This is a genomic window from Amycolatopsis sp. NPDC101161 (assembly GCF_044768185.1).
Lineage (GTDB): Bacteria > Actinomycetota > Actinomycetes > Mycobacteriales > Pseudonocardiaceae > Amycolatopsis.
In genome coordinates, this window is the sequence record NZ_JBIWPI010000002.1 from 171,465 (window position 1) to 196,041 (window position 24,577).

Genomic DNA, 24,577 nt, shown 5'->3' on the forward strand with positions numbered 1-24,577 from the left:
GTCATGACGAACCGAGTGAACTTCGCCAAGACCGCCCCGAAGGCCTTCAAGGCCCTGATCGGCTTCGACGCCGCCGCCCGCGCCGGGCTCGACCCCGCGCTGGTCGAGCTGGTCCAGATCCGCGCGTCGCAGCTCAACCGCTGCGCCTACTGCCTGCACATGCACACCTCCGACGCCCGCAAGGCCGGCGAGAGCGAAGAGCGGCTGCACATGGTCGCGGTGTGGCACGAGGCCGCGCACTTCTTCAGCGAGAAGGAGCAGGCGGCGCTGGCCCTGACCGAGGCCGTCACGCTGATCTCCGGCGGCGTCCCGGACGACGTCTACGCCCGGGCCGCCGGCCAGTTCGGCGAGGAGGAGCTGGCCCAGCTGCTCGCGCTGATCTTCACGATCAACACGTGGAACCGCATCGCGATCACCACGGCGAAGGTGCCGGGCACGGACGAGCGGGTCGCGCGATGACCCGCCGTCCGGGCGCGGTGCTGGCGTTGCTGGCCTTCGCGCAGCTGATCATTTCCCTCGACTACAACATCGTGTACGTGGCACTGCCGGACATCGGCCGCGACCTCGGGTTCTCCGCGCAGAGCCTGCAGTGGGTGGTGAGCGCGTACGCCGTGGCGTTCGGCGGGTTCCTGCTGCTGGGCGGCCGGGCCTGCGACCTGGCCGGCCCGCGCCGGGTGTTCGCCGCCGGGTGCGCGCTCTACGCCGGGGCGTCGCTCCTGGGCGGGCTGGCCGGCGAGCCCGGCCTGCTCGTCGCCGCCCGGGCCGGGCAGGGCCTGGGCGGGGCGCTGCTCTTCCCCGCGACGCTCACCCTGGTCAGCACCTCGTTCGCGGCCGGTCGCGAGCGCAACCGCGCGTTCGCGGTGTGGGGCACCGCGGGCGGCAGCGGCATGATCCTCGGCTCGCTGCTGGGCGGGGTGCTGACGCAGGCGTTCGGCTGGGCGGCGGTGTTCTTCGTGAACGTCCCGCTGGCCGCGGCCGCCGCGGTGCTCGCGTTCGTCCTGCTGCCGGCCGACCCGGCCCGGGTGCCCGGCCGCCGGTTCGACCTCCCCGGCGCGCTGACCGCGACCCTCGGCACGACGCTGGTGGTGTTCGCACTGGTCGAAGGCCCGGAACTGGGCTGGACTCCGGTGCTGCTCCCGGCTTGCGCCGGTCTGGCCTCCCTGGCCGCGTTCGTGGTGATCGAGCGCCGCAGCCGCGACCCGCTGTTGCCGTTGCGGCTGCTGCGGGAGCGCAACCTCGGCACCGGCGTCGTCGTGACGTTCCTGTACATGGGGACGTTCGGGACGCTGCTGTACTTCCTCACCGGCTACTTCCAGGGCGTGCACGGCTACGGCGCACTGGCGACCGGGCTCGCGTTCGGCGTGCCGATGGTGGCGATCGCGGCGGGTTCGCAGGCGGCGGGCCGGCTGGCCACCCGCTTCGGCACGCGGCCGACGCTGGTGGTGTCCCTGGTCGTCGGTGGCGCCGGGGCCGTCCTATTGGGACTGTCGATGACGCTGGAGGCGTCCTACCTGGACGTGGTACCGGCGCTGGTCGTGCTGGGGCTGGGGCAAGGCGCGGGCTACACGCTGATGTTCGGTGCGGCCGCGGCCGGAACCCCGGCTTCGGCACAGGGGATCGCGTCCGGGGTGGCGTCGACGGCCCAGCAGGTCGGCGGCACGGTGGGCCTGGCGGTGTTCGTGGCGGTGGCCAACGCGGGAACGTCCGAAGTGGACGGTCTGCGCACGGCGGTGCTGCTGGCCGCGGCGGGAATCGCGCTCACGGCCGTGGCCGCCCTGCGGTTCGGCGGCGCGCGGCGGGTGCCGGTTCCGACCTGAGCAGCCCCCGATTGCCACGCTACCGGAGGGCACCGACGGAAACCGGCGCCGCTCGAGCGCGGAAGAGCCACCATCCCCCGCGATGGTGGCTCTTCCGCTTTGTTCAGTCCGCCAGGGCCAGCAGATCGGCCTCGGGGACGGGTTCTTCGGCCGGGCGCTTCCGGGCGACCAGGCCGCTGACCGCGATCAGCAGGCCCAGCACCGCGATCCCGGTGACCACGCTCAACGCCGGCGTCAGCCCGGTGAGCAGCGCGGCCGGCGAGGCTTCACGTCCGCCGTTCGCGGTCAGGACCGCCGTCACCACCGCCAGGCCGATCGCGCCGCCGACCTGCAGCGACGTGTTCAGCAGGCCACCCGCCAAGCCCTGCTCGCTGTCCGCGATCCCGGCCGTGGCCTGGATGTTCAGCGAGGAGAACGCCAGCGTGAAACCGATGCCCAGCAGGATCATGCTGGGCAGGACGTAGGCGGCGTACCCGGAGTGCTCGTCGATGCGCAGGAACAGCGCGTAGCCGATGACGTGCGCGACCACGCCGGCGAAGATCGTGCGCGGCGTGCCGACGCGGTCGATCAGCGGCTCGATGCGCGGCGAACCGAACGCCACGATCAGCGCCGCCGGCAGGAAGCCGAGCGCCGTCTGCAGCGCGGACCAGCCCAGCACCCGCTGCAGGTACAGCATCACGACGAACTGGAACCCGATGTACGCGCCGAAGAACAGCGCGCCGCCGAGGTTCGCCCGGGCCAGCGGACCGGACTTCAGGATCCCCAGCCGCAGCAACGGGTGGCTGCTGCGCTTTTCGATGACCACGAACGTCACCAGCAGGGCGGCCGCGACGAGGAACGTGATCAGCGTGCGCGGCGCGGCCCAGCCGACCTCCGGCGCCTCGACGACGCCGAACACCAGCAGCAGCGAACCGGCGGCGCCGGTGATGGCGCCCGGGAAGTCGTAGCCGCGGCCCTCTTCCCGCTGGTACGACGGGATCAGCTTCCACGCCGCCACCAGCGCGACGAGCGCGATCGGGGCGGGCAGCAGGAACGTCCAGCGCCAGCCGACCTCGGTCAGCAGGCCGGAGAACACGAGGCCGGCGGAGTAGCCGCTGGCGCCGAACACGGCGAAGATGCTGATCGCCTTGTTGCGGGCGGGGCCTTCCTGGAACGTCGTGGTGATGATGGACAGCGCGGCCGGCGCGGTGAACGCGGCGGCGAGGCCCTTGATGAAGCGGCTCGCGATGAGCAGTGCGCCGTCGTCGACGAGCCCGCCGAGCAGCGAGGCCAGCGCGAACACGGCGACGGCCACGAGGAACACGCGGCGGCGGCCGAGCAGGTCGGCGGTGCGCCCGCCGAGCAGCAGCAGCCCGCCGTAGCCCAGGACGTACCCGCTGACGACCCATTGCAGCGCGTTGGTGGAGAGGCCGAGGTCGGCCTGGATGGCGGGCAGCGCGACCCCGACCATCGACACGTCGAGCGCGTCGAGGCCGATGACGATCGAAACGGTGAGCAGGACACCCCAGAGACGTGCGTCCCACCGCGTGGAGGTGGTGGACAAGGACACGGAAGAGCTCATGGCGGCGACACTACATGCACGCGCATCTAATGTCGATGCATTTAATGCGTTTGCATCTGATGCCCGTGCATGATAAGTTGGCCGCCGTGAGCGACGTCGCTGAACAGGGTCTGGTCCAGGAGTGGCACGAGTTGCTGGCCCGCTACTCGGCCGTGTTCACCACGCTCGAGTGCCGCCTCCAGGAGCGCCACGGCATCGGCGCGAACGAGTTCGAAGCCCTGGAGCGCCTCGCGACGTGCGACTTCAAGTGCCGCTCGGCCGATCTGACCGGAGCGATCCACCTCAGCCAGAGCGCGACGTCACGGCTGGTGGCGCGGCTGGAGAAGGAAGGGCTGGTCGAGCGGGCGCTGTGCGAGGTCGACCGGCGCGGCATCTTCGTGACGATCACCGACGCCGGCCGGGAGAAGTACCTCGCGGCCAAGCGGACGCACCGCGAGGTGCTCAACGAGACGCTGCGCTGAGCGTCAGCCGACCGGCCCCTCGGCCGCCGTCACCTGAAGCTGCTGCTGCCCGCCCGACGCGTCCGTCACCGTCAACGTCAGGTTGTCGCCCGGGTGGTGGGTGTCCATCACGTTCGTCAACGTCGTCGCCGAGTCGATCGGCTTGCCGTCGATCGCCGTGATCACGCTTCCCGCCGTCAAGCCCGCCTGCTGCGCCGGGCCGCGGGAAACCACCTCGCGGACCTGGGCACCGCCCTGGCCGTCCGCCACCGAGACCCCGATGAACGCCGTCTTGCCGATGTGGATCTTGTCCGTCGCCGTGCCCGCGACGATCTTGTGGGCGATGTCGACCGCCTGGTTGATCGGGATCGCGAACCCCTGCCCGGCGCCGCCGCTGCGGCGGCCGTTGAGCTGGTAGCCCGTCGACGCGGCCGTGTCCACGCCGATGACCTGCGCGTCCGCGTTGACCAGCGGCCCGCCGGAGTCGCCCGACTCGATGTTGGCGCGGACCTGGATCAGGCCCGTGAGCTGCTCGGACGACCCGCTCGACTCGTCGGACGCCGTGATCGACTGGTCCAGCGCGGTCACCGTGCCCGGCGCGGGCACCGGGTCGCCGCCCTTGCCGCCCGCGTTGCCGAGGCCGAGGATCTGGTCGCCGACCTTGACCGTGCCCGAGTCGCCGATGCTCGCCGTCGGCAGGCCGGAGGCGCCGTCGAGCTGGATCACCGCGATGTCCTCGCTGCGGTCGTAGCCCACGACGTGCGCCTTGTACGTGTCGCCGGTGCCGATGCTGGTCACCTTGATGCTGGTCGCGCCCGCGACGACGTGGTTGTTCGTCAGGATCTCGCCGTCCGGGGTGAGCACGATCCCGGTGCCCGCCGCGGCCGCGCCCTGCAGGCCGAGCTCGGTGTTGACGTTCACGATCGCCGGGTCGACCTTCGCGGCCACGGCGCTGGCGTCGAGCACCGTCTGCGACGAGCTGGGTTGCCCCGAGAAACCGAAGTTCTGGTTGCCGCCGGCGTTCGAACTGGTCGAGGCCGAGATGAGGTGCCCGATGCCGAGCCCCGCGACCACGGCGATGGCCACCGCGACCACGGCGAACGCCAGCGCGCGGACGGGCCGCCGGCGCGGCGGCTGCGGAACGGGCGGCGGGAAGCCCTGAGGGGCACCTTCATGGCCGTAATAGCCGTAGGGGGCACCCGGCCGGCCGTAGTAGCCCTGGGGCTGCGTGTACTGCGGCGGGTACGGGCGGCCCCACTGGTCACGGGGCTGGTCGTAGGGCTGCTGGTCGTAGTAGCCCTGGCCCTGCGGGTATTCGCCCTGGCCGTAGCCGTACGGGTACTCGCCGCCGCCCCGCGGTCCTCGGTCGTACTCGCTCATGCACAGCTCCAGCCCTCGACAAGCCTCCGGCCGTTCCAGGAAACGCCCCGTTCCTGAGAATTTCCTGGCGCGCTTCCATGGACTTGCTGTGGATGTACCCGGGACGGGACCGGAGCCGAGCCGACGTGACCGACGTTACCCCCGGCTGACCAGCAGCACCGCCTCCCGGATGCCGGCCGTCAGGCGGTCGGCGCGCTCGCTCACCGCCGCCACCTCGGGTGGGGCCACGCCGGAGTGGATCTCGATGACCAGCCCGGCCGTCACCGCCGCCGCCCGGGCCGCTTCCGCCACGGCCGCCAGGTCCGCGGCCACCCAGGGGTCCGGCGGCACCCGGTCCGCCAGGTCGAGCACCGCCGCCGCGGCGGTGATCACCTCGGCCGCCGGGACGCACGCGCACCGGCGGGCTTCGGCCAGCGCGGAGTCCCGCGCCGCGCCCGGTGGCAGCCGGTGCGCCCGGCTGAGGACGGCCGCCGCGTGGGCCTCCTTCTCCGCCAGCCGCAGCGCGTGCATGCTCAGCGCCCCGGCTTCGCGGGCGCCGGAAACCCGGCCGGCCAGGGCCGCGGCCTGGGCGACGTGCAGGGCCGCCGTCGCGCCGCCGCCCGGGGAGGCGTCGGAGGCGAGGCTCTTGAGGAAGTCGCTCATGATCTGGTCACGCATGGCTCACCGCCGGATCCGTTCCATGCCGGGGTCGACCAGCGGCTCGGCGGCCACGGTGGCCGCGACCCGGCGGCCGAAGTACTCGATCTCCACGCCGCTGCCGATGTCCGCCGACGCCGGGAGCCACGCGTAGGCGATCGGCCGCCCGACGGTGTACCCGTACGCCGCGCTCGTGACGTAGCCCGCGGCCACGCCGTCGACGAACACCGGCTCCTTGCCCAGCACGACCGTGCGGCCGTCGTCGATCGTCAGGCACCGCAACCGCCGCGACGGCGTCCGGCCCTCGAGCGCGTCCCGGCCCAGGAACTCCCCCTTCGCCGGGCGCACCGCGAAGTCGACGCCGGCCTCGTACGGGTCGTGCTCGGTGGTCATGTCGGTGCCCCACAGCCGGTAGCCCTTCTCCAGCCGCAGGCTGTTGAACGCCGCCCGCCCGGCCGCGATGACGCCGAGGGGCTGCCCGGCCGCCCACAGCGCGTCCCACAGCCGCAGGCCGTTGTCCGCGCTGGTGTAGATCTCCCAGCCCAGCTCGCCCACATAGGACAGTCGCATCGCGACCACCGGCACCCCGGCAATGCGAGCCTTGCGCGCCCGGAAGTACTTGAGGCCCTGGTGCGAGAAGTCCTCGCGCGACAGCGGCTGCACGAGGTCCCGCGCGAGCGGGCCCCAGACGCCGACGCAGCACGTCCCGCCGGTGATGTCCCGCACCTGCACCCCGGGAGGCGCGTGCTTGACGAAGTGGTCGACGTCGATGCCGCCGTTGATCCCGACCTGGAACACCTCGGGCTCGAGCCGCGCGACCGTGACGTCGCTGCGGATGCCGCCGGCGGTGTCGAGCATCAGCGTGTAGGTGACCGAGCCGACCGACTTGTCGAGCTGGTTGGTCGTCAAGGACTGCAGGAACTCCAGCGATCCGGGTCCGCTGATCTCCACGCGCTTCAACGGCGTCATGTCGAACAGCGCGACACCGTTGCGCGTGTGCCACGCCTCGGCCGCCGCGATCGGCGAGTGGAACTGCGCCGACCACGCGTCCCGCGCCGGCGGCAGCGCGTCGTGCGGGAGCTTCTTCAGCAGCGGCGCGTTGGCCTCGAACCAGTGCGGCCGCTCCCAGCCGCCCGCCTCCAGGAACACCGCGCCCAGCTCGCGCTGGCGGACGTGGAACGGCGTCACGCGCAGGTCACGCGGGGAAAGCTTGGGCTGCAACGGGTGCAGGATGTCGTAGACCTCGACGAAGTTCTGCTGCGCCGTCTCGTACACATAGGACGGTGCGAGCTGGACGTCTTCGAAGCGGTGGACGTCCACCTCATGGGTGTCCACTTCGGAATGCCCGTCGACGAGCAGCTCGGCGACCGCCTTCGCGATGCCGGCGGAGTGCGTCACCCAGATCGCCTCGGCGAGCCAGAACCCGCGGACGTCGGCCGACTCGCCGACCAGCGACTGGCCGTCCGGGGTGAAGGAGAAGATGCCGTTGAAGCCCTCCTCCACCTTCGTCTGACGCAGAGCGGGCAGCAACAGCTGGCTCTGTTCCCACGACGGCGCGAAGTCGTCCTCGGTGAAGGGCAGCATGGACGGCATGGCCGTCTCGGTCACCGCCGGGTCCAATGTGGACTCCTCGACCGGCATCGGCCGGTGCGCGTAGGAGCCGATGCCGAGCCGGTCGACGTGCTCGCGGAAGTACAGGTCCTGGTCTTGGTGCCGCAAGATGGGCAGGCTCGCCTCGACCTCTTCGGTGTTGCGCCCCACGAGTTCCGCGACCTGTCCGGTCTTGGCGTACTGGTGGGCCAGCGGCAGCAGCGGGACGTCCATGCCCACCATCGCGCCGATCTCACGGCCCCAGAACCCGGCGCACGACACGACGACGTCGGCCGGGAAGTCGCCCTGGTCGGTCCGGACGCCGGTGACGCGCCCACCCTCCTGCAGGACGTCGGTCACGCGCGTGGAGCCGATGAACTTCGCGCCGCGCGAGCCCGCCCGCGCGGCCAGCACCTCGACGGCCTTGGCGGCCCGCGCGAGCCCATCGGTGGGGACGTGCAGCGCGCCGAAGATCCGCGAACCGTCCAGGAGCGGCCAGCGTTCGACACATTCGGCGGCGTCGATCAGCGACCCTTCGACGCCCCACGACGTCGCCCAGCCGTGCTTGCGCTTGAGGTCCTCCCAACGCTCCGGGGTCGTCGCCACCTCCATGCCGCCGACCTGGAGGAAGCAGTCCAGCTCCAGGAGCTTCTCGACGGTGTAGCGGGCGAAGTCCGTCATCGCCTTCGACGCGTTGGTCTGGAACACCAGGCCGGGCGCGTGCGAAGTGGACCCGCCGGTGCGCGGCAGCGGGCCCCGGTCGAGCACGGTGACGTCGGTCCAGCCGCGGGCGGTCAGCTCGTCGGCGAGGTTCGCGCCGACGATGCCGGCGCCGATGATCACTACTCGCGGTGCGGTCATGGCGGGCTCCTAACGAAAGACGACGGTGCTGTTGCCGTTGAGCAGGACGCGGCGCTCGCAGTGCCAGCGGACCGCGCGGGAGAGGGCGAGGGCTTCGGCGTCACGGCCGACGGTCACGAGCTCGCGCGGCGAGTACGTGTGGTCGACGCGCTGCACCTCCTGCTCGATGATCGGGCCCTCGTCGAGGTCGGGGGTGACGTAGTGCGCGGTCGCGCCGACGTACTTGACGCCGCGGTCGTAGGCCTGGTGGTAGGGCTTGGCGCCCTTGAACCCGGGCAGGAACGAGTGGTGGATGTTGATCGCGCGGCCTTCGAGCTTCTGGCACAGCTCGTTCGACAGCACCTGCATGTACCGGGCGAGCACGATCAAGTCCGCTTCGTACTCCCCGACGAGGTCGAGCAGCCGCTGCTCGGCCTCCGGCTTGGTGTCCGGGGTGACCGGGACGTGCACGAACGGCACGCCGGCCGCCTCGGCCATCGGCCGCAGGTCCTCGTGGTTCGAGACGACCACCGCGATCTCCGCGCCGAGGCCGCCCGCGCGCCAGCGGAAGAGCAGGTCGTTGAGGCAGTGCCCGAACTTCGAGACCATCACGAGGATCCGCGGCGGCGTGCCGTCGGAGAAGCCGAACTCCATGCCGAAGTCGCCGGCCACCGGGGCGAAGGCGCGGGTCAGGTCGTCCACAGTGGTCTCTTCGGCGGACGTGAACGACGTGCGCAGGAACAGCGAGCCGCGGACGTCGTCGTCGAACTGCTGGTGCTCGACGATGTCGCAGCCCTGCCCGACGAGGAACGTCGTGACGGCGTGGACGATGCCCGAACGTTCGGGGCACTTGAGCGTCAGGGTGAAGGTCACGAGACGTACTCCAGACTCGCGTCGGCCAGCCAGGCGTGGAAGTAGTCCGAAAAGGACTGCCGCACGAGGATCGTGAAGCCCTCTTCCCGGACCACCAGCACGATCCCGGTGCGGGCCAGCAGGGTCTGGACACACGTTCCCGGCGGCGACGCCTCCAGGTCGATCGAGCACCCGTGCGCCAGGACGTCGGCCGCGTGCGAGCCGGTCAGCCGAACGGCGTTGCGCTGCGCCGAGACGTCCACCACGGCGTCACTTTCCCGGGAAAGTACCGCTTCCAGCTCGGCTTGGCGGCCGGGTTCGGCGAGCACGAGGTATTCGTCGGGACCCATCCAGAGGATGTCGACGCCGTTGCCGGTGGTGTACCGGCACGGGCCGGGCAGGGCGACGCCGAGGAGCGTCTCGCCTTCCCGGAGGCGCACGGTGAGCTGGGTGCGGAACGGTTCTTCGACCGCGTCAACCGTCACGGCGGGCTCCTTCCTTGTCGAAGAGCACGGATTCGGTCACGGTCACCGGCACGACCTGGTCCCCGACCGGCACGTACAGCGTCTCGCCGATGCGCGCGCGACCCGAGCGCACCAAGGCGAGGGCGAAAGTGCGGCCGAGGGCGGCGCTGTCGTAGCTGGAGGTGACGTGGCCGAGCATCCGCACCGGCGGTTCCGGCACCGTCTCCGATTCGATGATCTGCGAGCCTTCGGGCAGCAGCACCGACGGATCCACCGGGAGCAAACCGACCAGGTGCTTGCGGTCGGGCCGGTTGTTCTCGGCGCGGGCGAAGCTGCGCTTGCCGATGAAGTCGGCCTTCTTCTTGGACACCGCCCAGGACATGCCGAGGTCCTGCGGGGTGACCGTGCCGTCGGTGTCCTGGCCGATGATCGGGTAGCCCTTTTCGGCGCGCAGGACGTGCATGGTCTCGGTGCCGTACGGCGTCGCTCCTTCGTCCACTATGGACTGCCAGAGCGCGGGTCCGTGCCACGACGGGACGTTGATCTCGTAGGCCAGTTCACCGGAGAAGCTGATCCGGCAGACCCGCGCGGCGAGCCCGGCGACCTCGGCGTCCTGCCAGGTCATGAACCCGAAGGCCTCATTGGAGACGTCGAGGTCCGGGGCCAACCGGCCGAGCACTTCCCGCGAGCGCGGCCCGACCAGCGGGAGCGTGGTCCAGTGCTCGGTGACCGACGTCGCGAAAACGCGCAGGTGCGGCCACTCCGTCTGGAGCCACTCCTCCATCCACTCGAGGACCATCGCCGCGTTGCCGGTCGTCGTGGTGACCAGGAAGCGGTTCTCCCCGACGCGGATGACCGTGCCGTCGTCGAGCACCATGCCGTCGACGCCGCACATCACGCCGTAGCGGATCCGGCCGACCTTGAGGGTGCTCATCATGTTCGTGTAGAGCATGTCGAGGAACCAGCCGGCGTCCGGGCCCTGGACGTCGATCTTGCCCAAAGTGGACCCGTCCATGACGGCGACGTCGTTGCGGGCCGCGCGGCATTCGCGCCGGACGGCGTCGGGCATCGACTCACCGGGCCACGGGTAGTACCAGGGCCGCTTCCACTGGCCGACGTTCTCGAACTCGGCGCCGTGCTCGACGTGCCACGGGTGGATCGTCGTGACGCGCACGGGATCGTGCAGCGCACCGCGGTCCCGCCCGGCCAGCGCGGCGAACGGCACCGGCGTGTACGGCGGCCGGAACGTCGTCGGGCGCTGGGTCGACAGGTCGACACCGAGGGCTTCGGCGGTGATGCCGGCGGCGAGCATGCCGGACGTCTTGCCCTGGTCGTGCGCGGTGCCGATCGTCGTGTAGCGCTTGATGTGCTCCAGCGACCGCAGCCCGGCGCCGGTCGCGCGCAGGACGTCGGACACGGTCGCGTCGCGCTGCTGGTCCACGAACCGTGTGTCCACTTCGGACTCCGGCGCGGGCACCTGCCAGAGGATCTTCGCCTCCGGCAGGCCTTCACCGGCGGCGGCGCCGACGACACTCACCGTCGGCAGGTCGCCGTCCGGGACGTACGCGCCCAGCTCGGCGGCGTACCGGAGCTTGCCGCGGGCCTGGCTGAACAGGTGCACGGCCGGGTTCCAGCCGCCGGACACGAGTAGCAGGTCGCACTCGACCCGCTCCCCCTCCGTCGATCCCAGTGGAGCGATGTGCGCGGCGGCGATGTGGCCGTCGCGGTCGCCGTCGGTGCCGATGACGCCGTAGCCCTCACGGGCGTCGACGATCCGCACGATCTCGGCCCCGGCTTCGGCCAGGTCGGAAGCGGCGTCGAGCGCGGAGTCGTTGGTGGTGAACACGACCACGCGCCGCCCGGCGAGCACGCCGTAGCGGTTCAGGTACGTGCGAGCGGCCGAAGCGAGCATGATGCCGGGACGGTCGTTGTCCGGAAAGACGATCGGCCGCTCGTGGGCGCCGGTCGCGATGACGATCCGCTTCGCCCGGATCCGCCACACGCGCTGACGCGAGACGCGCTCGGGCGCCGCGGGCTCGCCCCGGCGTTCCAGGGCCAGCACGAACCCGTCGTCGTAGACCCCGAACGCCGTCGTGCGCGAAAGGAACCGGACGCCTTCGGGAGCCTCGCCGCCGGGCTGGTCGTCGACGAGCAGCACCAGGCCGGACGCAGCGGCAGCGGCGGCGCGTCCGGCGGGTCCGGCCCCGATGACCAGGACATCGCAGTGGGCGTGCTTGGCGTCGTACCGCGCCGGATCCGGCTCGGTGGCGAGGCGTCCCTGACCGGGCAGGCCACGGGCGACCAAGCCGTCGTACAGCTCGAGGGTCGTCGCGCTCAGCATCGGCTCCGGGAACGGCTCTTCGATCTGCACCAGGGCGTTCGAGTCCTCGACACCGGCGCCGACGATGCCGCGCGGCCGGCCGTACTTGATGCTGGTCGCGACCTGGTGGATGCCGTTGGCCAGCAACGCGGAAGCCAGGGTGTCGCCGAGGAAGCCGGTCAGCTCGCGGCCGTCGAAGGTGAACTTCAGCGGGATGCCGGACAGCCGGGTCATGAGATCACCGGCCGGGGCTCGTCGAGGCGGTAGACCGCCTTCAGGTCGTGGGTGCGGGTGTCGCGGACGGCGTTGAACCACCGTCGGCACCCCGCGGAGTGGCTCCAGCGCTCGGCGAACGGCCCGCTCGGGTTGTCGCGGAAGAAGACGAACTTCGCCCACTCCTCATCGGACAGTGCCGACGGGTCCGCCGGGTAGGCGACGTGCGCCTGGCCGCCATAGTGGAACTCGGCTTCTTCGCGGGGCCCGCACCAGGGGCAGGGAATGAGTTGCATCTGAGGCTCCTAATGCGCGACGGCGGCGGCGCCGTGCTCGTCGACGAGGGCACCGGTGGTGAACCGGTCGAGGGCGAAGGGCTCGGCGTACTCGTGCGGCTTGCCGCGCGCGATGGTCGCCGCGAAGACGTCGCCGACGCCGGGGGTTGCCTTGAAGCCGCCGGTCCCCCAGCCGCAGTTGAGGAACAGGTTCTCCACCGGGGTCAGGCCGATGATCGGCGACGCGTCCGGGCTGGTGTCGACGATCCCGGCCCACGTCCGCAGCAGGTGCGCCCGCGCGAACACCGGGAACAGCTCCAGCGCGGCGGCCATCTGCTGCTCGATGATGTGGAACGAGCCGCGCTGGCCGTAGCCGTTGTAGCTGTCGATGCCGGCGCCCATCACGAGCTCGCCCTTGTGCGCCTGGGAAACGTAGACGTGCACGGCGTTCGACATGACGACCGTCGGGTGGATCGGCTCCAGCAGCTCCGACACCAGCGCCTGCAACGGGTGCGACGTCAGCGGCAGGTCCAGCCCGACCATCTTCGCGAGCACGGAGGTGTGCCCGGCCGCGCACAGCGCGACCTTGCCCGCGGCGATCCGGCCCCTGCTGGTGTCCACCCCGGTGACCCGGCCGTCCACTGTGGAGATCCCGGTGACCTCGCAGTTCTGGATGAGGTCGACCCCCAGTTCGTGCGCGGCACGGGCGAAGCCCCAGGCCACGTAGTCGTGCTTCGCGATGCCCGCGCGCGGCTGGAAAGTCGCGCCCAGCACCGGGTAGCGGACGTCCGGCGAGGTGTTGACGATCGGGCAGATCTCCTTGACGCCGTCGGCGTCCACCCACTCGGCGTCGATGCCGTTGAGCTTGTTGGCCTCGACGCGGCGGACGCTGTCGCGGACGTCCTGCAGGCTGTGCGCCAGGTTGAGCACCCCGCGCTGGCTGAACAGGATCGGGTAGCCGAGGTCCTCTTCGAGCCCTTCCCACAGCTTGAGGGAGTGCTCGTAGATGCCGGAACTCTCGTCCCAGAGGTAGTTGGAGCGGATGATCGTGGTGTTGCGGGCCATGTTCCCGCCCGCGAGCCAGCCCTTCTCCAGCACGGCCACGTTGGTGATGCCGTGCACCTTGGCCAGGTAGTACGCGGTCGCGAGGCCGTGCCCGCCGCCACCCACGACAACGACGTCGTAGGCCGGCTTGGGTTCGGGGTCGGTCCAGAGGAAGTCGGGGTGGTCCGGCAGGTCCGCGCCGGGCGTGCGGGTCATCGGGTCTCTCCCAGGCTCGGGTACAGCGGGAACGCTTCGGCGAGCGCGGTGACGCGGGCGCGGAGCTTTTCGGCGTCGAAACCGGGCCGCAGCGCCTCGGCGATGACGTCGGCGGCCTCGCGGAACTCGCCGTCGCCGAACCCGCGGGTGGCCAGGGCCGGGGTGCCGATCCGCAGGCCGGACGTCACCATCGGCGGCCGCGGGTCGAACGGGACGGCGTTGCGGTTCACGGTGATGCCGACCTCGTGCAGCCGGTCCTCGGCCTGCTTGCCGTCCAGTTCGGAGTCGCGCAGGTCGGCGAGCACGAGGTGGACGTCGGTGCCGCCGGTCAGCACGGAGATACCGTCCTCCACCAGGAGCCGCTCGGCCAGCAGCTTCGCGCCGCGCAGGGTGCGCTGCTGGCGTTCCACGAACTCCGGCTCGGCGGCCATCTTGAAGGCGACGGCCTTCGCCGCGATGACGTGTTCGAGCGGACCGCCCTGCTGGCCGGGGAAGACGGCGGAGTTGACCTTCTTCGCCAGGCCTGCGTCATTCGTCAGGATCACGCCGCCGCGCGGGCCGCCGAGGGTCTTGTGCGTGGTGGTCGTCGTGACGTGCGCGTGCGGCACCGGCGACGGGTGCAGCCCGGCGGCGACCAGCCCGGCGAAGTGGGCCATGTCGACCATCAGGTACGCGCCGACCTCGTCGGCGATCTCGCGGAAGCGGGCGAAGTCGAGCTGACGCGGGTAGGCCGACCAGCCGGCGATGATCACCTTCGGCCGGTGCTCCTTCGCCAGCCGCTCGACCTCGGCCAGGTCGACGCGGTAGTCCTTTTCGGACACTTCGTAGGCGGCGACGTCGTAGAGCAGGCCGGAGAAGTTGATCCGCATGCCGTGCGTCAGGTGGCCGCCGTGGGCCAGCGAGAGGCCGAGGATCTTGTCGCCGGGCTTGAGGAGCGCCGCCATCGCGGCCGCGTTCGCCTGGGCGCCGGAGTGCGGCTGGACGTTGGCGAACCCTGCGCCGAACAGCGCCTTCACGCGATCGATGGCGAGCTGTTCGAGCACGTCGACGTGCTCGCAGCCGCCGTAGTAGCGCCGCCCGGGGTAGCCCTCGGCGTACTTGTTCGTCAGCACCGAGCCCTGGGCCTGCAGCACGGAGAGCGGCGCGAAGTTCTCGGAGGCGATCATCTCCAGCGTCGACTGCTGCCGGTGCAGCTCCGCGCCGATCGCTTCGGCGACCGCCGGGTCGTAGTCGGCCAGGGACCGGTTGAGCACGTGCTGGTCGATCGTCGCGGTCATTCCGACTCCGTCTGGTCGACTTCTGATATATCAATCGTCGATGTAGGCTAAGCGCCATGCACCCGCAGGTCAATCCCCCATCGCTGGCGGAACAGGCGTACCGCTTCATCCGTGATCGCCTGGTCATGCTCGACATCCGGCCCGGCTCCCCCATCAACGAGGAGGAGCTCGGCACCGCGCTCGGCATGGGCCGCACGCCGATCCGCGAAGCGCTGAAGCGCCTCGAGTCCGAGCGGCTGGTCGTCGCCTACCCGCGACGCGGGACGTTCGCCACCGACGTCAACATCTCCGACCTCGCGCACATCTCCGAGGTCCGGCGCACCCTCGAACCGATGGCGACGGCCGCCGCGGCCGAGCGGGCGACCGCGGCCGACCGGGCGACCCTGACCGAGCTGCGCGCGCAGCTCGACGCCGGTGTCCCGGACGCGGACAACGCCGAACTGCTGCGCACCGACCTCGCCCTGCACCGGGCGATCTACGCGTGCGTGCACAACCCGTTCCTCGAGGACACGCTGATCCGGTACGACAACCTGGCGACCCGGATCTGGTGCGTGTTCGTGCCCCGGCTGTCCGGGATGGCCGGCCACGTCGACGAGCACATCCCGCTCCTGACCGCGATCATCGAGGGCGACGGCGAGAAGGCCGCCGCGTTGACGCATGCGCACGTCGCCGGCTTCGAGGCCGCCATCCGCGCGTTGATCTAGACCGCCAGCCTCGTCCGCACCCAGTCGTGGAAGGCGCCGATGTGGTGCTCGCTCGGCACGAGCACCCCGCCGTTGGCGTACGAGCGCGAGTCCATCGCGAGCTGACAGCGTTCGCACGCCTCGAAGTCCTGCAGGTTGACGCGGTGGAACAACTCCACCGACCGCGTCAGGTCGCGCCCCGACTCGACCACCTCGGACAGGTAGAGCCAGTCGCAGCGCACCAGCGTCCGGTCCGGGGCCAGCGGGAACATCCGGTGGACGATGACGTGGTCGGGGACGAGGTTGACGAACACGCCCGGCTTGATGGTGATCGCGTAGTACTTGCGGTCCTGAGCCTCGGTGACGCCGGGGAGGCGGTCGACGCCTTCGGAGCCGTCGACGGTGAAGCCCTTGATCTCGCCGCCGAACTCGGCGCCGTGGCCGACGTAGTACTGCGCGGCGTAGCCGTCGGCGAACTCCGGGAGCACCTCGGTGAGCTCCGGGTGGATCGTCGCGCAGTGGTAGCACTCCATGAAGTTCTCGATGATCTGCTTCCAGTTCGCCTTCACGTCGTACTCGATGCGCTTGCCCAGCGCCAGGCCGTCGATGCCGTAGGCGTCGATCTCGGTCGGGCCGCCGAGCCGTTCGGTGACCGCGCCGACGACGGTCTCCTCGAACGACGGCGGCTCGTCGGCCAGGCAGACCCAGGCGTAGCCGAGCCACTCCCGCAGGTGGACCTTGGTGAGGCCGAACTCGGTGCGGTCGACGTCCGGCATGCCGGTGAGGTTGGGCGCGGCGATCAGCTTGCCGTCGAGGCCGTAGGTCCAGGCGTGGTACGGGCATTGGAAGGCGCGCTTCACCGCCCCGCTTTCGGACGTGCACAGCCGGGCGCCGCGGTGGCGGCAGACGTTGAGGAAGGCGTTGAGCTTGCCGTCCCGGCCCCGGGAGACGAGGACGCTCTCCTTGCCGACCTGGACGGTCTCGAACGCCCCCGGCCCGGCGAGGTCGGCGCTGCGCACGGCGCAGAACCAGTCGGCCTCGAAGATCTTCGCCTGCTCGGCCGCGAAGACCGCCGGGTCGGTGTAGGCGGAGCCGGGCAGGGTGGCGAGCAGGCTCGGCGGGAGATCGATTGCGGTCACCGGCGTGGTCCTCTCCGCGGATCAGTTCGGGAGTTGCGCAGAACGCGTCTTGTTGCTCACTCCGGAACAGAGTGACTGCCGCCCGGCACGGCTGTCAACAAGTCCGGGCCGACGGCCCCTCGATCGCCCGCCGGAACAGCGTTTCGATCTCCTCGCGGGTGGGCCGGGGGTCGGCGAGGGCGGCTTGCATCAGGAGGCCGCAGAACAACCCCGCGAGCAGCCGGCCGGTGAGCGGGTCGGTGCGGGAGCCGAAGAACGCGATCAGGGCGTCGTCCCAGGCCGCGCTCGCCTTGCGCAGCGCCGGCCGGTGCAGCGCCGCGACGTAGAGGTCGTACTCGACCACGGTGTCCCGGTACTGCTCGTTGATGTAGCCCATGACCAGATCGGCCAGCGCCGCGGCGAAGTCGGCGTCCGGCGGGAGCGCGGACTCCCACTCCTTCAGCGCGTGGACGTTCTTCTCCGCCGCCTCGTGCAGGGCGACTTCCAGCAGGTCGTCCAGGGTGGCGAAGTGGTAGGTCGTCGAGCCCAGCGGCACCCCCGCGGCCGCCGCGACGGCCCGGTGGGTGACCCCGTCGATCCCCCGCTTGGCGACGACCTCGATCGCCGCCTGGGCGATCCGCGCCCGCCGTTCCGGGTCGTTCGGACCGCGGCGCCGGGCCGCGGCCGGTTCGGTGTGCGACATCGGTGTCGAACCCCCTTGTGGACATCTGTACACGCTTCGCGTACAAATGTACGCACTCTGGACGCGAAGCAGCCACTACCGATCTGGGAAGGGGCCGCATGTTCGATGTGCTGAACCCCGCGACCGGCGAGGTCATCGAGACCGTCGCCGAAGCCGGCCGCGAGGAGGTCGACGCCGCGGTGCACGCCGCCCGCCGGGCCTTCGACGAGGGCCCGTGGCGGCAGACCACCGCGACCGAACGCGGTGCCTTACTGCGTAAGGTGGCCGACCTCCTGGTCCGCGACCGCGAAGAACTGGCCCGCACCGAGAGCCTCGACACCGGCAAGACGCTCGGCGAGGGCGGCATCGACATCGACGACGTCACCAACGTCTTCCGCTACTACGCCGACCTCGCCGACAAGGACGCCGGACGCCTGGTCGACGCGGGCAGCGCGACCGTCGTCAGCCGGATCGTGCACGAACCCGTCGGTGTCTGCGCGCTCATCGCGCCGTGGAACTACCCGCTGCTGCAGATGTCCTGGAAGGTCGCGCCGGCGCTGGCCGCGGGCAACACCGTGGTGCTCAAGCCCAGCGAGGTCACGCCGCTGACCACGATCAAGCTCGTCGCCCTGCTCGAAGAGGCGGGCACGCCGCCCGGCGTCGTCAACCTGCTGCTCGGCGACGGCCGCGTCGGCGCCGCGATGGTCGAGCACCCGGGCGTCGACCTGGTCTCCTTCACCGGCGGCTACGCGACCGGCGAGAAGATCATGACGGCCGCCGCGAAGGGCGTCCGGCGGGTCGCGCTCGAGCTGGGCGGCAAGAACCCGAACGTGGTCTTCGCCGACGCCGACTACGACACCGCGCTCGACTACGCGCTGATGGCCGCGTTCGTCCATTCGGGACAGGTCTGCTCGGCGGGCGCGCGCTTGATCGTCCAAGATGGAATCCATGATCGGTTCGTCGCCGACCTCGCCGACCGCGCCGACCGGATCCGGGTCGGCGACCCGCTCGACCCCGCCACCGAAACGGGCGCACTCGTCTCGGCGCAGCACCGCGCCAAGGTCGAGAGCTACATCGAAAGCGCTCTCGCGGAGGGCGCCAAGCTCCGGGCGGGCGGCAACCGGCCCGAAGGCCCGGAGTACGAACGCGGTTTCTTCCTGCGCCCCACCGTTTTCTCCGACTGCACGAGGGAGATGACGATCGTCCGGGAAGAGGTCTTCGGCCCGGTCGTCACCGTGGAACGCTTCACCGAAGAGGCCGACGCGATCGCGCTGGCCAACGACACCGAGTACGGGCTCGCCGGGGCCGTGTGGACGTCGGACGCGTCCCGCGCCCAGCGGGTCGCCGGGGCCCTGCGCCACGGCACCGTGTGGATCAACGACTACCACCCCTACCTGCCGCAGGCGGAGTGGGGTGGTTTCGGCAAGTCGGGCATCGGCCGCGAGCTCGGGCCGTCCGGGCTGGCCGAGTACCAGGAGAGCAAGCACGTCTACCAGAACATCGATCCCGTTCCGCAGCACTGGTTCAAGGGCTGAATTCCCCTCCCCCACCACGTGAGGACGTTGCCATGACCACTCAGGAAATACCGGCGGGCGGGGGGCCTGCTGCCGAAGACAGCTCCGAACTCGAGAAGTTCGGCTACCGCCAGGAGCTCGAGCGCTCGCTCGGGTCGTTCTCCAGTTTCGCCGCCGGGTTCAGCTACATCTCGATCCTGACCGGCGTGTTCCAGCTCTTCTTCTTCGGCTTCGGGTCGGGGGGCCCGGCCTTCATCTGGACGTGGCCGCTGGTCTTCGTCGGCCAAGCCGCCGTGGCGCTGTGCTTCGCCGAGCTGGCCGGGCAGTTCCCGCTCGCCGGCTCGGTGTACCAGTGGGCCAAGCAGATCGCGAAACCCGCGACGTCGTGGCTGGCCGGCTGGATCATGATCATCGGCGCGATCGTGACGGCGGCGGCCGTCGCGGTGGCCTACCAGATCATCCTGCCGCAGGTGTCGACCGCGTTCCAGATCGTCGGCAGCGCCGACGACGCCGGCCTGACCTCGACCCCGGGCGGCGCGCAGAACGCCATCATCCTGGCCCTGGTGCTGGTCGTGTTCGCCACGATCGTCAACATCATCGGCGTCAAGCTGATGGCGAAGATCAACAACTTCGGCGTCGCGGTGGAGCTCGGCGCGAGCGTCCTGCTCGTGATCGCGCTGGCCATCCACATCAAGCGCGGTCCCGGCCTGGTCTTCGACACCGCCGGCACCGGTGAGGGCCACTCGTTCGGGTACCTCGGGGCGTTCCTGGTGGCGTCGCTGATGAGCGCGTACGTCTTCTACGGCTTCGACACCGCGGGCTCGCTGGCCGAGGAGACCACCCAGCCGCGCCGGCACGCGCCCCGCGCGATCCTGCGGGCGATCACCGCGGCGTTCATCGTGGGCGGGCTGATCATGCTGTTCGGCATGATGGCCGTCGGCGACCTGAGCGCCAAGGAGCTGAGCACGTCCGGCATGCCGTACCTGCTCAAGAGCACCCTCGGCGAGGGGCTCGGCGACGCGTTCCTGATCTGCTCGGCGATCGCGATCACCGTGTGCTGCCTGGCCGTGCAGACCGCGGCCATCCGGATGACGTGGGCGATGGCCCGCGACGGCCGCCTGCCGTTCAGCCGCGCGATGGCCAAGGTGTCGCCCCGGTCGAAGACGCCGGTGCTGCCGGCGCTGCTCACCGGCGGTCTGACGATCGTGGTGCTGCTGATCAACCTGGGCAACCAGCGGGCGTTCTTCATCCTGACCTCGACCGCGATCATCCTGTTCTACATCCCCTACCTGATGGTCACCGGCCCGATGCTCGTCCGGCGCCTGCGCGGTGGCTGGCCGCGTCCCGAGCACGGCCCGTACTTCAAGCTCGGCCGCTGGGGCACGCTGGTGAACCTGGTCGCGGTCGTCTACGGCGCCGCGATGACGGTCAACCTGATCTGGCCGCGCCCCGAGGTCTACGGCGACGACCACTGGTACTTCCAGTGGGGCGCGGTGATCGTCACCGGGCTGATCGTGATCATCGGTGCGATCATGCTGTACGTCCGGCGCCGCACCTGGGGTTCGTCGCACACGAGCCCCGAGCACATGCCCGACAACGCCCCGGACACCCTGCCCGGCTAGAACCTTATTCTGGTTAGGACGGCGCTATGAAACGCGACAAACCTGCCGGCGGTGACTCTCGCGCCGGCCGACGGCTGAATAAGGTTCTCCAGGAGGACGCATGACTTCCGATACCTACGACTTCGTCATCGTCGGCGGTGGCTCGGCGGGCTGCGCGCTGGCGAACCGGCTTTCGGCCGACCCGGCGAACAAGGTCCTCGTGCTGGAGGCGGGCCGGTCGGACTACAAGTGGGACGTCTTCATCCACATGCCGGCCGCGCTGACCTTCCCGATCGGGTCGAAGTTCTACGACTGGGGCTACCGCAGCGAACCCGAGCCGCACATGAACCGCCGTCGCATCTACCACGCGCGCGGCAAGGTGCTCGGCGGGTCGTCGAGCATCAACGGGATGATCTTCCAGCGCGGCAACCCGATGGACTACGAACGCTGGGGCGCCGACCCCGGGATGTCCACTTGGGACTACGCGCACTGCCTGCCGTACTTCAACCGGATGGAGAACTGCCTCGCCGACCCGCCGGACGGGAAGTGGCGCGGGCACGACGGTCCGCTCGAACTGGAGCGCGGCCCGGCCTCGAACCCGTTGTTCCAGGCGTTCTTCGACGCCGCCGAGCAGGCGGGTTACCCGCGCACCGACGACGTCAACGGCTACCGGCAGGAGGGCTTCGCGCCCTTCGACCGGAACGTCCGCAACGGACGGCGGCTGTCCGCGGCCGGAGCCTATTTGCACCCGGTGATGGACCGGCCCAACCTGACGGTGAAGACGCACGCGTTCGTGTCGCAGATCCTCTTCGACGGCACCCGCGCGGTCGGCGTCGAGTACGCGCAGGGCCGCGGCGCGCCGGCCGAGGTGTACGGCAAGGAGATCATCCTCTGCGGCGGCGCGATCAACAGCCCGCAGCTGCTGCAGCTGTCCGGTGTCGGCAACGCGGCCGAGCTGGAGAAGCTCGGCATCGACGTCGTCAAGGACCTGCCCGGCGTCGGCGAAAACCTGCAGGACCACCTGGAGGTGTACATCCAGTACGCCTGCAAGCAGCCGGTGTCGATGCAGCCGTCGCTGGCTAAGTGGAAGCGGCCCTACATCGGCGCGCAGTGGCTGTTCCTGCGGTCCGGGCCGGCCGCGACCAACCACTTCGAGGGCGGCGGGTTCGTCCGGTCCAACGACGAGGTGAAGTACCCGAACCTGATGTTCCACTTCCTGCCGGTGGCGATCCGCTACGACGGTTCGTCGCCCACGGGGGGCCACGGTTACCAGGTGCACGTCGGCCCGATGTACGCCGACACCCGCGGCTCGGTGAAGATCACCTCGACCGACCCGCGGCAGCACCCGGCGATCAAGTTCAACTACCTGTCGACCGAGACCGACCGCAAGGAGTGGGTCGAGGCCGTGCGGGTGGCGCGGAAGATCCTCAACCAGCCCGCGCTCGACCCGTTCAACGACGGGGAGATCTCGCCGGGGCCGTCGGTGGAGACGGACGAGGAGATCCTCGACTGGGTCGCCAAGGACGCCGAGACCGCGCTGCACCCGTCGTGCACGGCCAAGATGGGCGTGGACGAGAAGTCCGTCGTCGACCCGCAGACCATGCGGGTACACGGCACCGAGGGCCTGCGTGTGGTCGACGCGTCGGTGATGCCCTACATCACCAACGGCAACATCTACGCGCCGGTGATGATGACCGCCGAGAAGGCCGCCGACCTGATCCTCGGCAACACCCCGCTCGCCCCGATCAAGACGCCGTTCTACCGGCACGGGGAGAACTAGCCCGGACGTCGTAGCGCCCGTACCGCCATCCTCGGTACGGGCCTTCGACGTGCCCGGAACACCCGTTACCGGGTAACGGAAACTACCCGGGCGTACCCCTTGACGACGTCCTCCGGGGGACTCAGACTTTGTTGCGAATCGCAGTCCATGTTCCCCAATGCGCAACAGTCTCGGAGGACCCATGATTCGCGCGTGCACGGTGGACGAGCTGCCCCCGGGCGAGTCCGTCCGGATCCCCGGACCGCCCGCGATCGCGGTGTTCCACACCGAAGAGGGCGAGCTGTACGCCATCGGCGACACGTGCACCCACCAGGACGCCTCCCTGGCCGACGGCTGGCTCGAAGGCTGCTTCGTCGAGTGCCCGCTGCACGCGGCGCTGTTCGACCTGCGCACGGGCATGCCGACCTGCCTGCCGGCGAAGGACCCCGTGCGCACGTACGCGGTCGTCGTCGACGAAGGCGTCGTCTACGTGCGGGGCGAGGCCAGCGAGGACGCCGCGTGAGGCGCATCGCGGTCGTCGGCGCGTCGCTCGCCGGGGTCCGCGCGGCGCAGGAGCTGCGCGCGCAGGGGTACGACGGCGGGATCGTGCTGATCGGCGAAGAGACGCACCTGCCCTACGACCGGCCGCCGCTGTCGAAGGGCTTCCTGGCCGGGACCGCTTCCACCGCGTCGCTGGAGCTGCTCGACGCCGGGGACCTCGCCTCGCTGGCGCTGGACTTCCGGCTCGGCGTGCGGGCGACCGCGCTGGAGCCCGCCAACCGCCGGGTTCTGCTGTCGGACGGCGGTACGGTGCACGCGGACGGCGTCGTCATCGCGACCGGCGGCCGGGCGCGCACGCTGCCGGGGTTCGAGGGCGCTTTCGTGCTGCGGACGCTCGACGACGCCGTGGCCCTGCGCGCGGCTCTGGTCCCCGGGGTGCGGGTGGCGATCGTCGGCGCCGGGTTCATCGGGGCCGAGGTGGCTTCGACGTGCCGTTCGCTGGGTCTGGACGTGGTCGTCCTGGAGGCGTTGCCGTTGCCGCTGGCCCCGGTGCTGGGTCCCGAGCTGGCGGCGGTGTGCGCCCGGCTGCACCTCGACCACGGCACGGACCTGCGCTGCGGGGTCCAGGTGACGGGCCTGTCCCCGGCCGGGGTTTCGCTGGCGTCCGGTGAGCTGGTGCCGGCCGACGTGGTGGTGACGGGCGTCGGGATGACCCCGTCGACGGAGTGGCTGGCCGGCTCGGGGTTGAAGGTCGGCAACGGCGTCCACACGGACGCGGGGCTGGTGACCTCGCTGCCGTCCGTGGTCGCCGTGGGCGACGTGGCCCGGTTCGGCGGACAGCGGCACGAGCACTGGACGAACGCGTCGGAGCAGGCGCCGGTCGCGGTGGCGAACCTGCTGGCCGGGCACAGCGGGCGGACGTACACGCCCAGCGGATACGTGTGGTCGGACCAGTATTCGGGGACTTTGCAGGTCGCCGGGCACCCGTTGCCGACCGACACGCTTTCCTTCGTGGACGGTGATCCGGCTTCGTCGTCGTTCGCGGCGGTGTGGCAGCGGGAAGGGGAGACGGTCGGGGTGTTCGCGCTGAACAACGCGAAGCTGTTCAACCGCTTGCGGCGGCCTCTTCGCCGGCCGGCGGCCGTCTGAAAGTCTCAACCGGCGTTTCAAAGATACGCTTCACCCACATGGAGCTGACTCTTGACGAACTGCGGGTGTTGACGGGCTGGGCCGCCGACTGCGCCGCACGGGTGGTGCCGTTGATCCCCGACGACCCGCGCCCGGCTTCGGCGATCTCGGCCGCGCGGGAGTTCGCTGCGGGAGGTCCACGCACTCGCGTGCTGCGCACGACGGCGTGGGACGCGCTCGCGGCGGCGGGCGAGGCTCGGGACCCGGCGGCCGCGGCGGCGGCCCGCGCGGCGGTGGGCGCGGCCGGAGCGGCTTACTTGCACCCGCTGGAGTCGCCGCACCAGGTGAAGCACATCGTGGGCCCGGCCCAGCAGGCGGCGCTGGCCCGCGAACTGGCGGGTGGTTCCGCCTCCGCTGAGATCGAGTGGGCCCTCTCGCAGGCCCCGCCGGAGGTCGGCGAGCTCCTGCGGAGGTTCCCGCCGGGCAAGCCGGGCAAGACGCGCCTGGGCGAGCTGCACCGCGCACTCGAAGCGGCGCTGCGCACCCGACCGCCGGGACAGCAGTCTGCCGCGGCTGGTCGTGTGGTTGGAAAAAGGGTATTAAGCAGTTTTTGACTCACCAACCCCCCCCCCCGGGCGACAGCGCGTGGGGGTTCAGAATCGTCAG

At 70.8% G+C, this 24,577-nt stretch carries 22 protein-coding genes; 10 read left to right on the top strand and 12 right to left on the bottom strand.

The genetic code is table 11. The features are described 5' to 3' along the window. The first annotated feature begins 3 nt into the window (after positions 1-3). The gene (locus tag ACIRSS_RS11830) at positions 4-459 is read left to right on the top strand and encodes a carboxymuconolactone decarboxylase family protein (RefSeq protein ID WP_400893768.1); all 456 of its coding nucleotides are present in this window, start codon (positions 4-6) and stop codon (positions 457-459) included. Further along, the gene (locus ACIRSS_RS11835; protein ID WP_400893770.1) at positions 456-1,817 is read left to right on the top strand and encodes an MFS transporter; all 1,362 of its coding nucleotides are present in this window, start codon (positions 456-458) and stop codon (positions 1,815-1,817) included. The genes ACIRSS_RS11830 and ACIRSS_RS11835 overlap by 4 nt, the downstream gene beginning before the upstream one ends. Before the next feature lie 103 nt (positions 1,818-1,920). On the opposite strand, the gene ACIRSS_RS11840 is transcribed toward ACIRSS_RS11835, so the two are convergent. Continuing rightward, positions 1,921-3,378, bottom strand: a complete 1,458-nt coding sequence (locus ACIRSS_RS11840) for an MFS transporter (protein WP_400893772.1) — start codon at positions 3,376-3,378, stop codon at positions 1,921-1,923. 86 nt (positions 3,379-3,464) lie between these two features. Between ACIRSS_RS11840 and ACIRSS_RS11845 the strand changes: the two genes are divergently transcribed. Next, the gene (locus ACIRSS_RS11845; RefSeq protein ID WP_400893774.1) at positions 3,465-3,839 is read left to right on the top strand and encodes a MarR family winged helix-turn-helix transcriptional regulator; all 375 of its coding nucleotides are present in this window, start codon (positions 3,465-3,467) and stop codon (positions 3,837-3,839) included. A gap of 3 nt (positions 3,840-3,842) precedes the next feature. Here the strand turns inward: ACIRSS_RS11845 and ACIRSS_RS11850 are convergent, their stop codons facing one another. From ACIRSS_RS11850 to glyA, 9 genes are all read right to left on the bottom strand, one after another. Beyond that, on the bottom strand, positions 3,843-5,198 hold the full coding sequence (locus ACIRSS_RS11850; protein WP_400893776.1) for a S1C family serine protease: 1,356 nt from the start codon (positions 5,196-5,198) through the stop codon (positions 3,843-3,845). 135 nt (positions 5,199-5,333) lie between these two features. Further along, positions 5,334-5,855 carry a formimidoyltetrahydrofolate cyclodeaminase gene (locus tag ACIRSS_RS11855; RefSeq protein ID WP_400893778.1) on the bottom strand — a complete coding sequence of 174 codons (522 nt, stop codon included), beginning with the start codon at positions 5,853-5,855 and terminating at the stop codon, positions 5,334-5,336. Between the two features lie 3 nt (positions 5,856-5,858). After that, on the bottom strand, positions 5,859-8,285 hold the full coding sequence (locus tag ACIRSS_RS11860) for an FAD-dependent oxidoreductase (RefSeq protein WP_400893779.1): 2,427 nt from the start codon (positions 8,283-8,285) through the stop codon (positions 5,859-5,861). 9 nt (positions 8,286-8,294) lie between these two features. Then, the gene (gene purU / locus ACIRSS_RS11865) at positions 8,295-9,137 is read right to left on the bottom strand and encodes a formyltetrahydrofolate deformylase (protein WP_400893781.1); all 843 of its coding nucleotides are present in this window, start codon (positions 9,135-9,137) and stop codon (positions 8,295-8,297) included. Beyond that, positions 9,134-9,601 carry a sarcosine oxidase subunit gamma gene (locus tag ACIRSS_RS11870; RefSeq protein ID WP_400893783.1) on the bottom strand — a complete coding sequence of 156 codons (468 nt, stop codon included), beginning with the start codon at positions 9,599-9,601 and terminating at the stop codon, positions 9,134-9,136. The genes purU and ACIRSS_RS11870 overlap by 4 nt, the downstream gene beginning before the upstream one ends. Continuing rightward, complete coding sequence (locus ACIRSS_RS11875) at positions 9,591-12,134, bottom strand: 2Fe-2S iron-sulfur cluster-binding protein (protein WP_400893785.1); 2,544 nt, start codon at positions 12,132-12,134, stop codon at positions 9,591-9,593. Before ACIRSS_RS11875 ends, ACIRSS_RS11870 begins: the two co-directional genes overlap by 11 nt. Beyond that, positions 12,131-12,409: a sarcosine oxidase subunit delta gene (locus ACIRSS_RS11880; RefSeq protein WP_400893787.1), complete on the bottom strand. Its 279-nt coding sequence runs from the start codon at positions 12,407-12,409 to the stop codon at positions 12,131-12,133. Before ACIRSS_RS11880 ends, ACIRSS_RS11875 begins: the two co-directional genes overlap by 4 nt. Before the next feature lie 9 nt (positions 12,410-12,418). Continuing rightward, entirely contained in the window at positions 12,419-13,648 is a 1,230-nt protein-coding gene (locus tag ACIRSS_RS11885; protein ID WP_400893789.1) for a sarcosine oxidase subunit beta family protein, read from the bottom strand. Next, the gene (gene glyA / locus ACIRSS_RS11890) at positions 13,645-14,925 is read right to left on the bottom strand and encodes a serine hydroxymethyltransferase (protein ID WP_400893791.1); all 1,281 of its coding nucleotides are present in this window, start codon (positions 14,923-14,925) and stop codon (positions 13,645-13,647) included. Before glyA ends, ACIRSS_RS11885 begins: the two co-directional genes overlap by 4 nt. A 56-nt stretch (positions 14,926-14,981) precedes the next feature. Here glyA and ACIRSS_RS11895 point away from each other — a divergent pair, with 56 nt between their 5' ends. Further along, complete coding sequence (locus ACIRSS_RS11895) at positions 14,982-15,629, top strand: GntR family transcriptional regulator (protein ID WP_400893792.1); 648 nt, start codon at positions 14,982-14,984, stop codon at positions 15,627-15,629. Here ACIRSS_RS11895 and ACIRSS_RS11900 read toward each other — a convergent pair. Continuing rightward, positions 15,626-16,747 (bottom strand): aromatic ring-hydroxylating dioxygenase subunit alpha, encoded by a 1,122-nt coding sequence (locus ACIRSS_RS11900; RefSeq protein WP_400893794.1) that lies wholly within the window; start codon positions 16,745-16,747, stop codon positions 15,626-15,628. The genes ACIRSS_RS11895 and ACIRSS_RS11900 overlap by 4 nt on opposite strands. 94 nt (positions 16,748-16,841) lie before the next feature. Continuing rightward, complete coding sequence (locus ACIRSS_RS11905) at positions 16,842-17,429, bottom strand: TetR/AcrR family transcriptional regulator (protein ID WP_400893796.1); 588 nt, start codon at positions 17,427-17,429, stop codon at positions 16,842-16,844. Positions 17,430-17,527: 98 nt separating this feature from the next. Here ACIRSS_RS11905 and ACIRSS_RS11910 point away from each other — a divergent pair, with 98 nt between their 5' ends. The 6 genes from ACIRSS_RS11910 (at position 17,528) to ACIRSS_RS11935 (ending at position 24,525) form a co-directional block, all read left to right on the top strand. Further along, on the top strand, positions 17,528-18,943 hold the full coding sequence (locus ACIRSS_RS11910) for an aldehyde dehydrogenase family protein (protein ID WP_400893798.1): 1,416 nt from the start codon (positions 17,528-17,530) through the stop codon (positions 18,941-18,943). 32 nt (positions 18,944-18,975) lie between these two features. Continuing rightward, positions 18,976-20,544, top strand: a complete 1,569-nt coding sequence (locus ACIRSS_RS11915) for an amino acid permease (protein ID WP_400893800.1) — start codon at positions 18,976-18,978, stop codon at positions 20,542-20,544. Positions 20,545-20,644: 100 nt separating this feature from the next. Continuing rightward, positions 20,645-22,303, top strand: a complete 1,659-nt coding sequence (gene betA / locus ACIRSS_RS11920) for a choline dehydrogenase (protein WP_400893801.1) — start codon at positions 20,645-20,647, stop codon at positions 22,301-22,303. A 181-nt stretch (positions 22,304-22,484) separates the two neighbouring features. Beyond that, positions 22,485-22,805 carry a bifunctional 3-phenylpropionate/cinnamic acid dioxygenase ferredoxin subunit gene (locus tag ACIRSS_RS11925; protein WP_400893803.1) on the top strand — a complete coding sequence of 107 codons (321 nt, stop codon included), beginning with the start codon at positions 22,485-22,487 and terminating at the stop codon, positions 22,803-22,805. Beyond that, positions 22,802-23,932, top strand: a complete 1,131-nt coding sequence (locus ACIRSS_RS11930) for an NAD(P)/FAD-dependent oxidoreductase (protein ID WP_400893804.1) — start codon at positions 22,802-22,804, stop codon at positions 23,930-23,932. Before ACIRSS_RS11925 ends, ACIRSS_RS11930 begins: the two co-directional genes overlap by 4 nt. Positions 23,933-23,970: 38 nt before the next feature. Next, a complete protein-coding gene (locus tag ACIRSS_RS11935) occupies positions 23,971-24,525 on the top strand; it encodes a putative immunity protein (RefSeq protein WP_400893806.1) in 555 nt (184 codons plus the stop codon). The last annotated feature ends 52 nt before the right edge of the window (positions 24,526-24,577 follow it).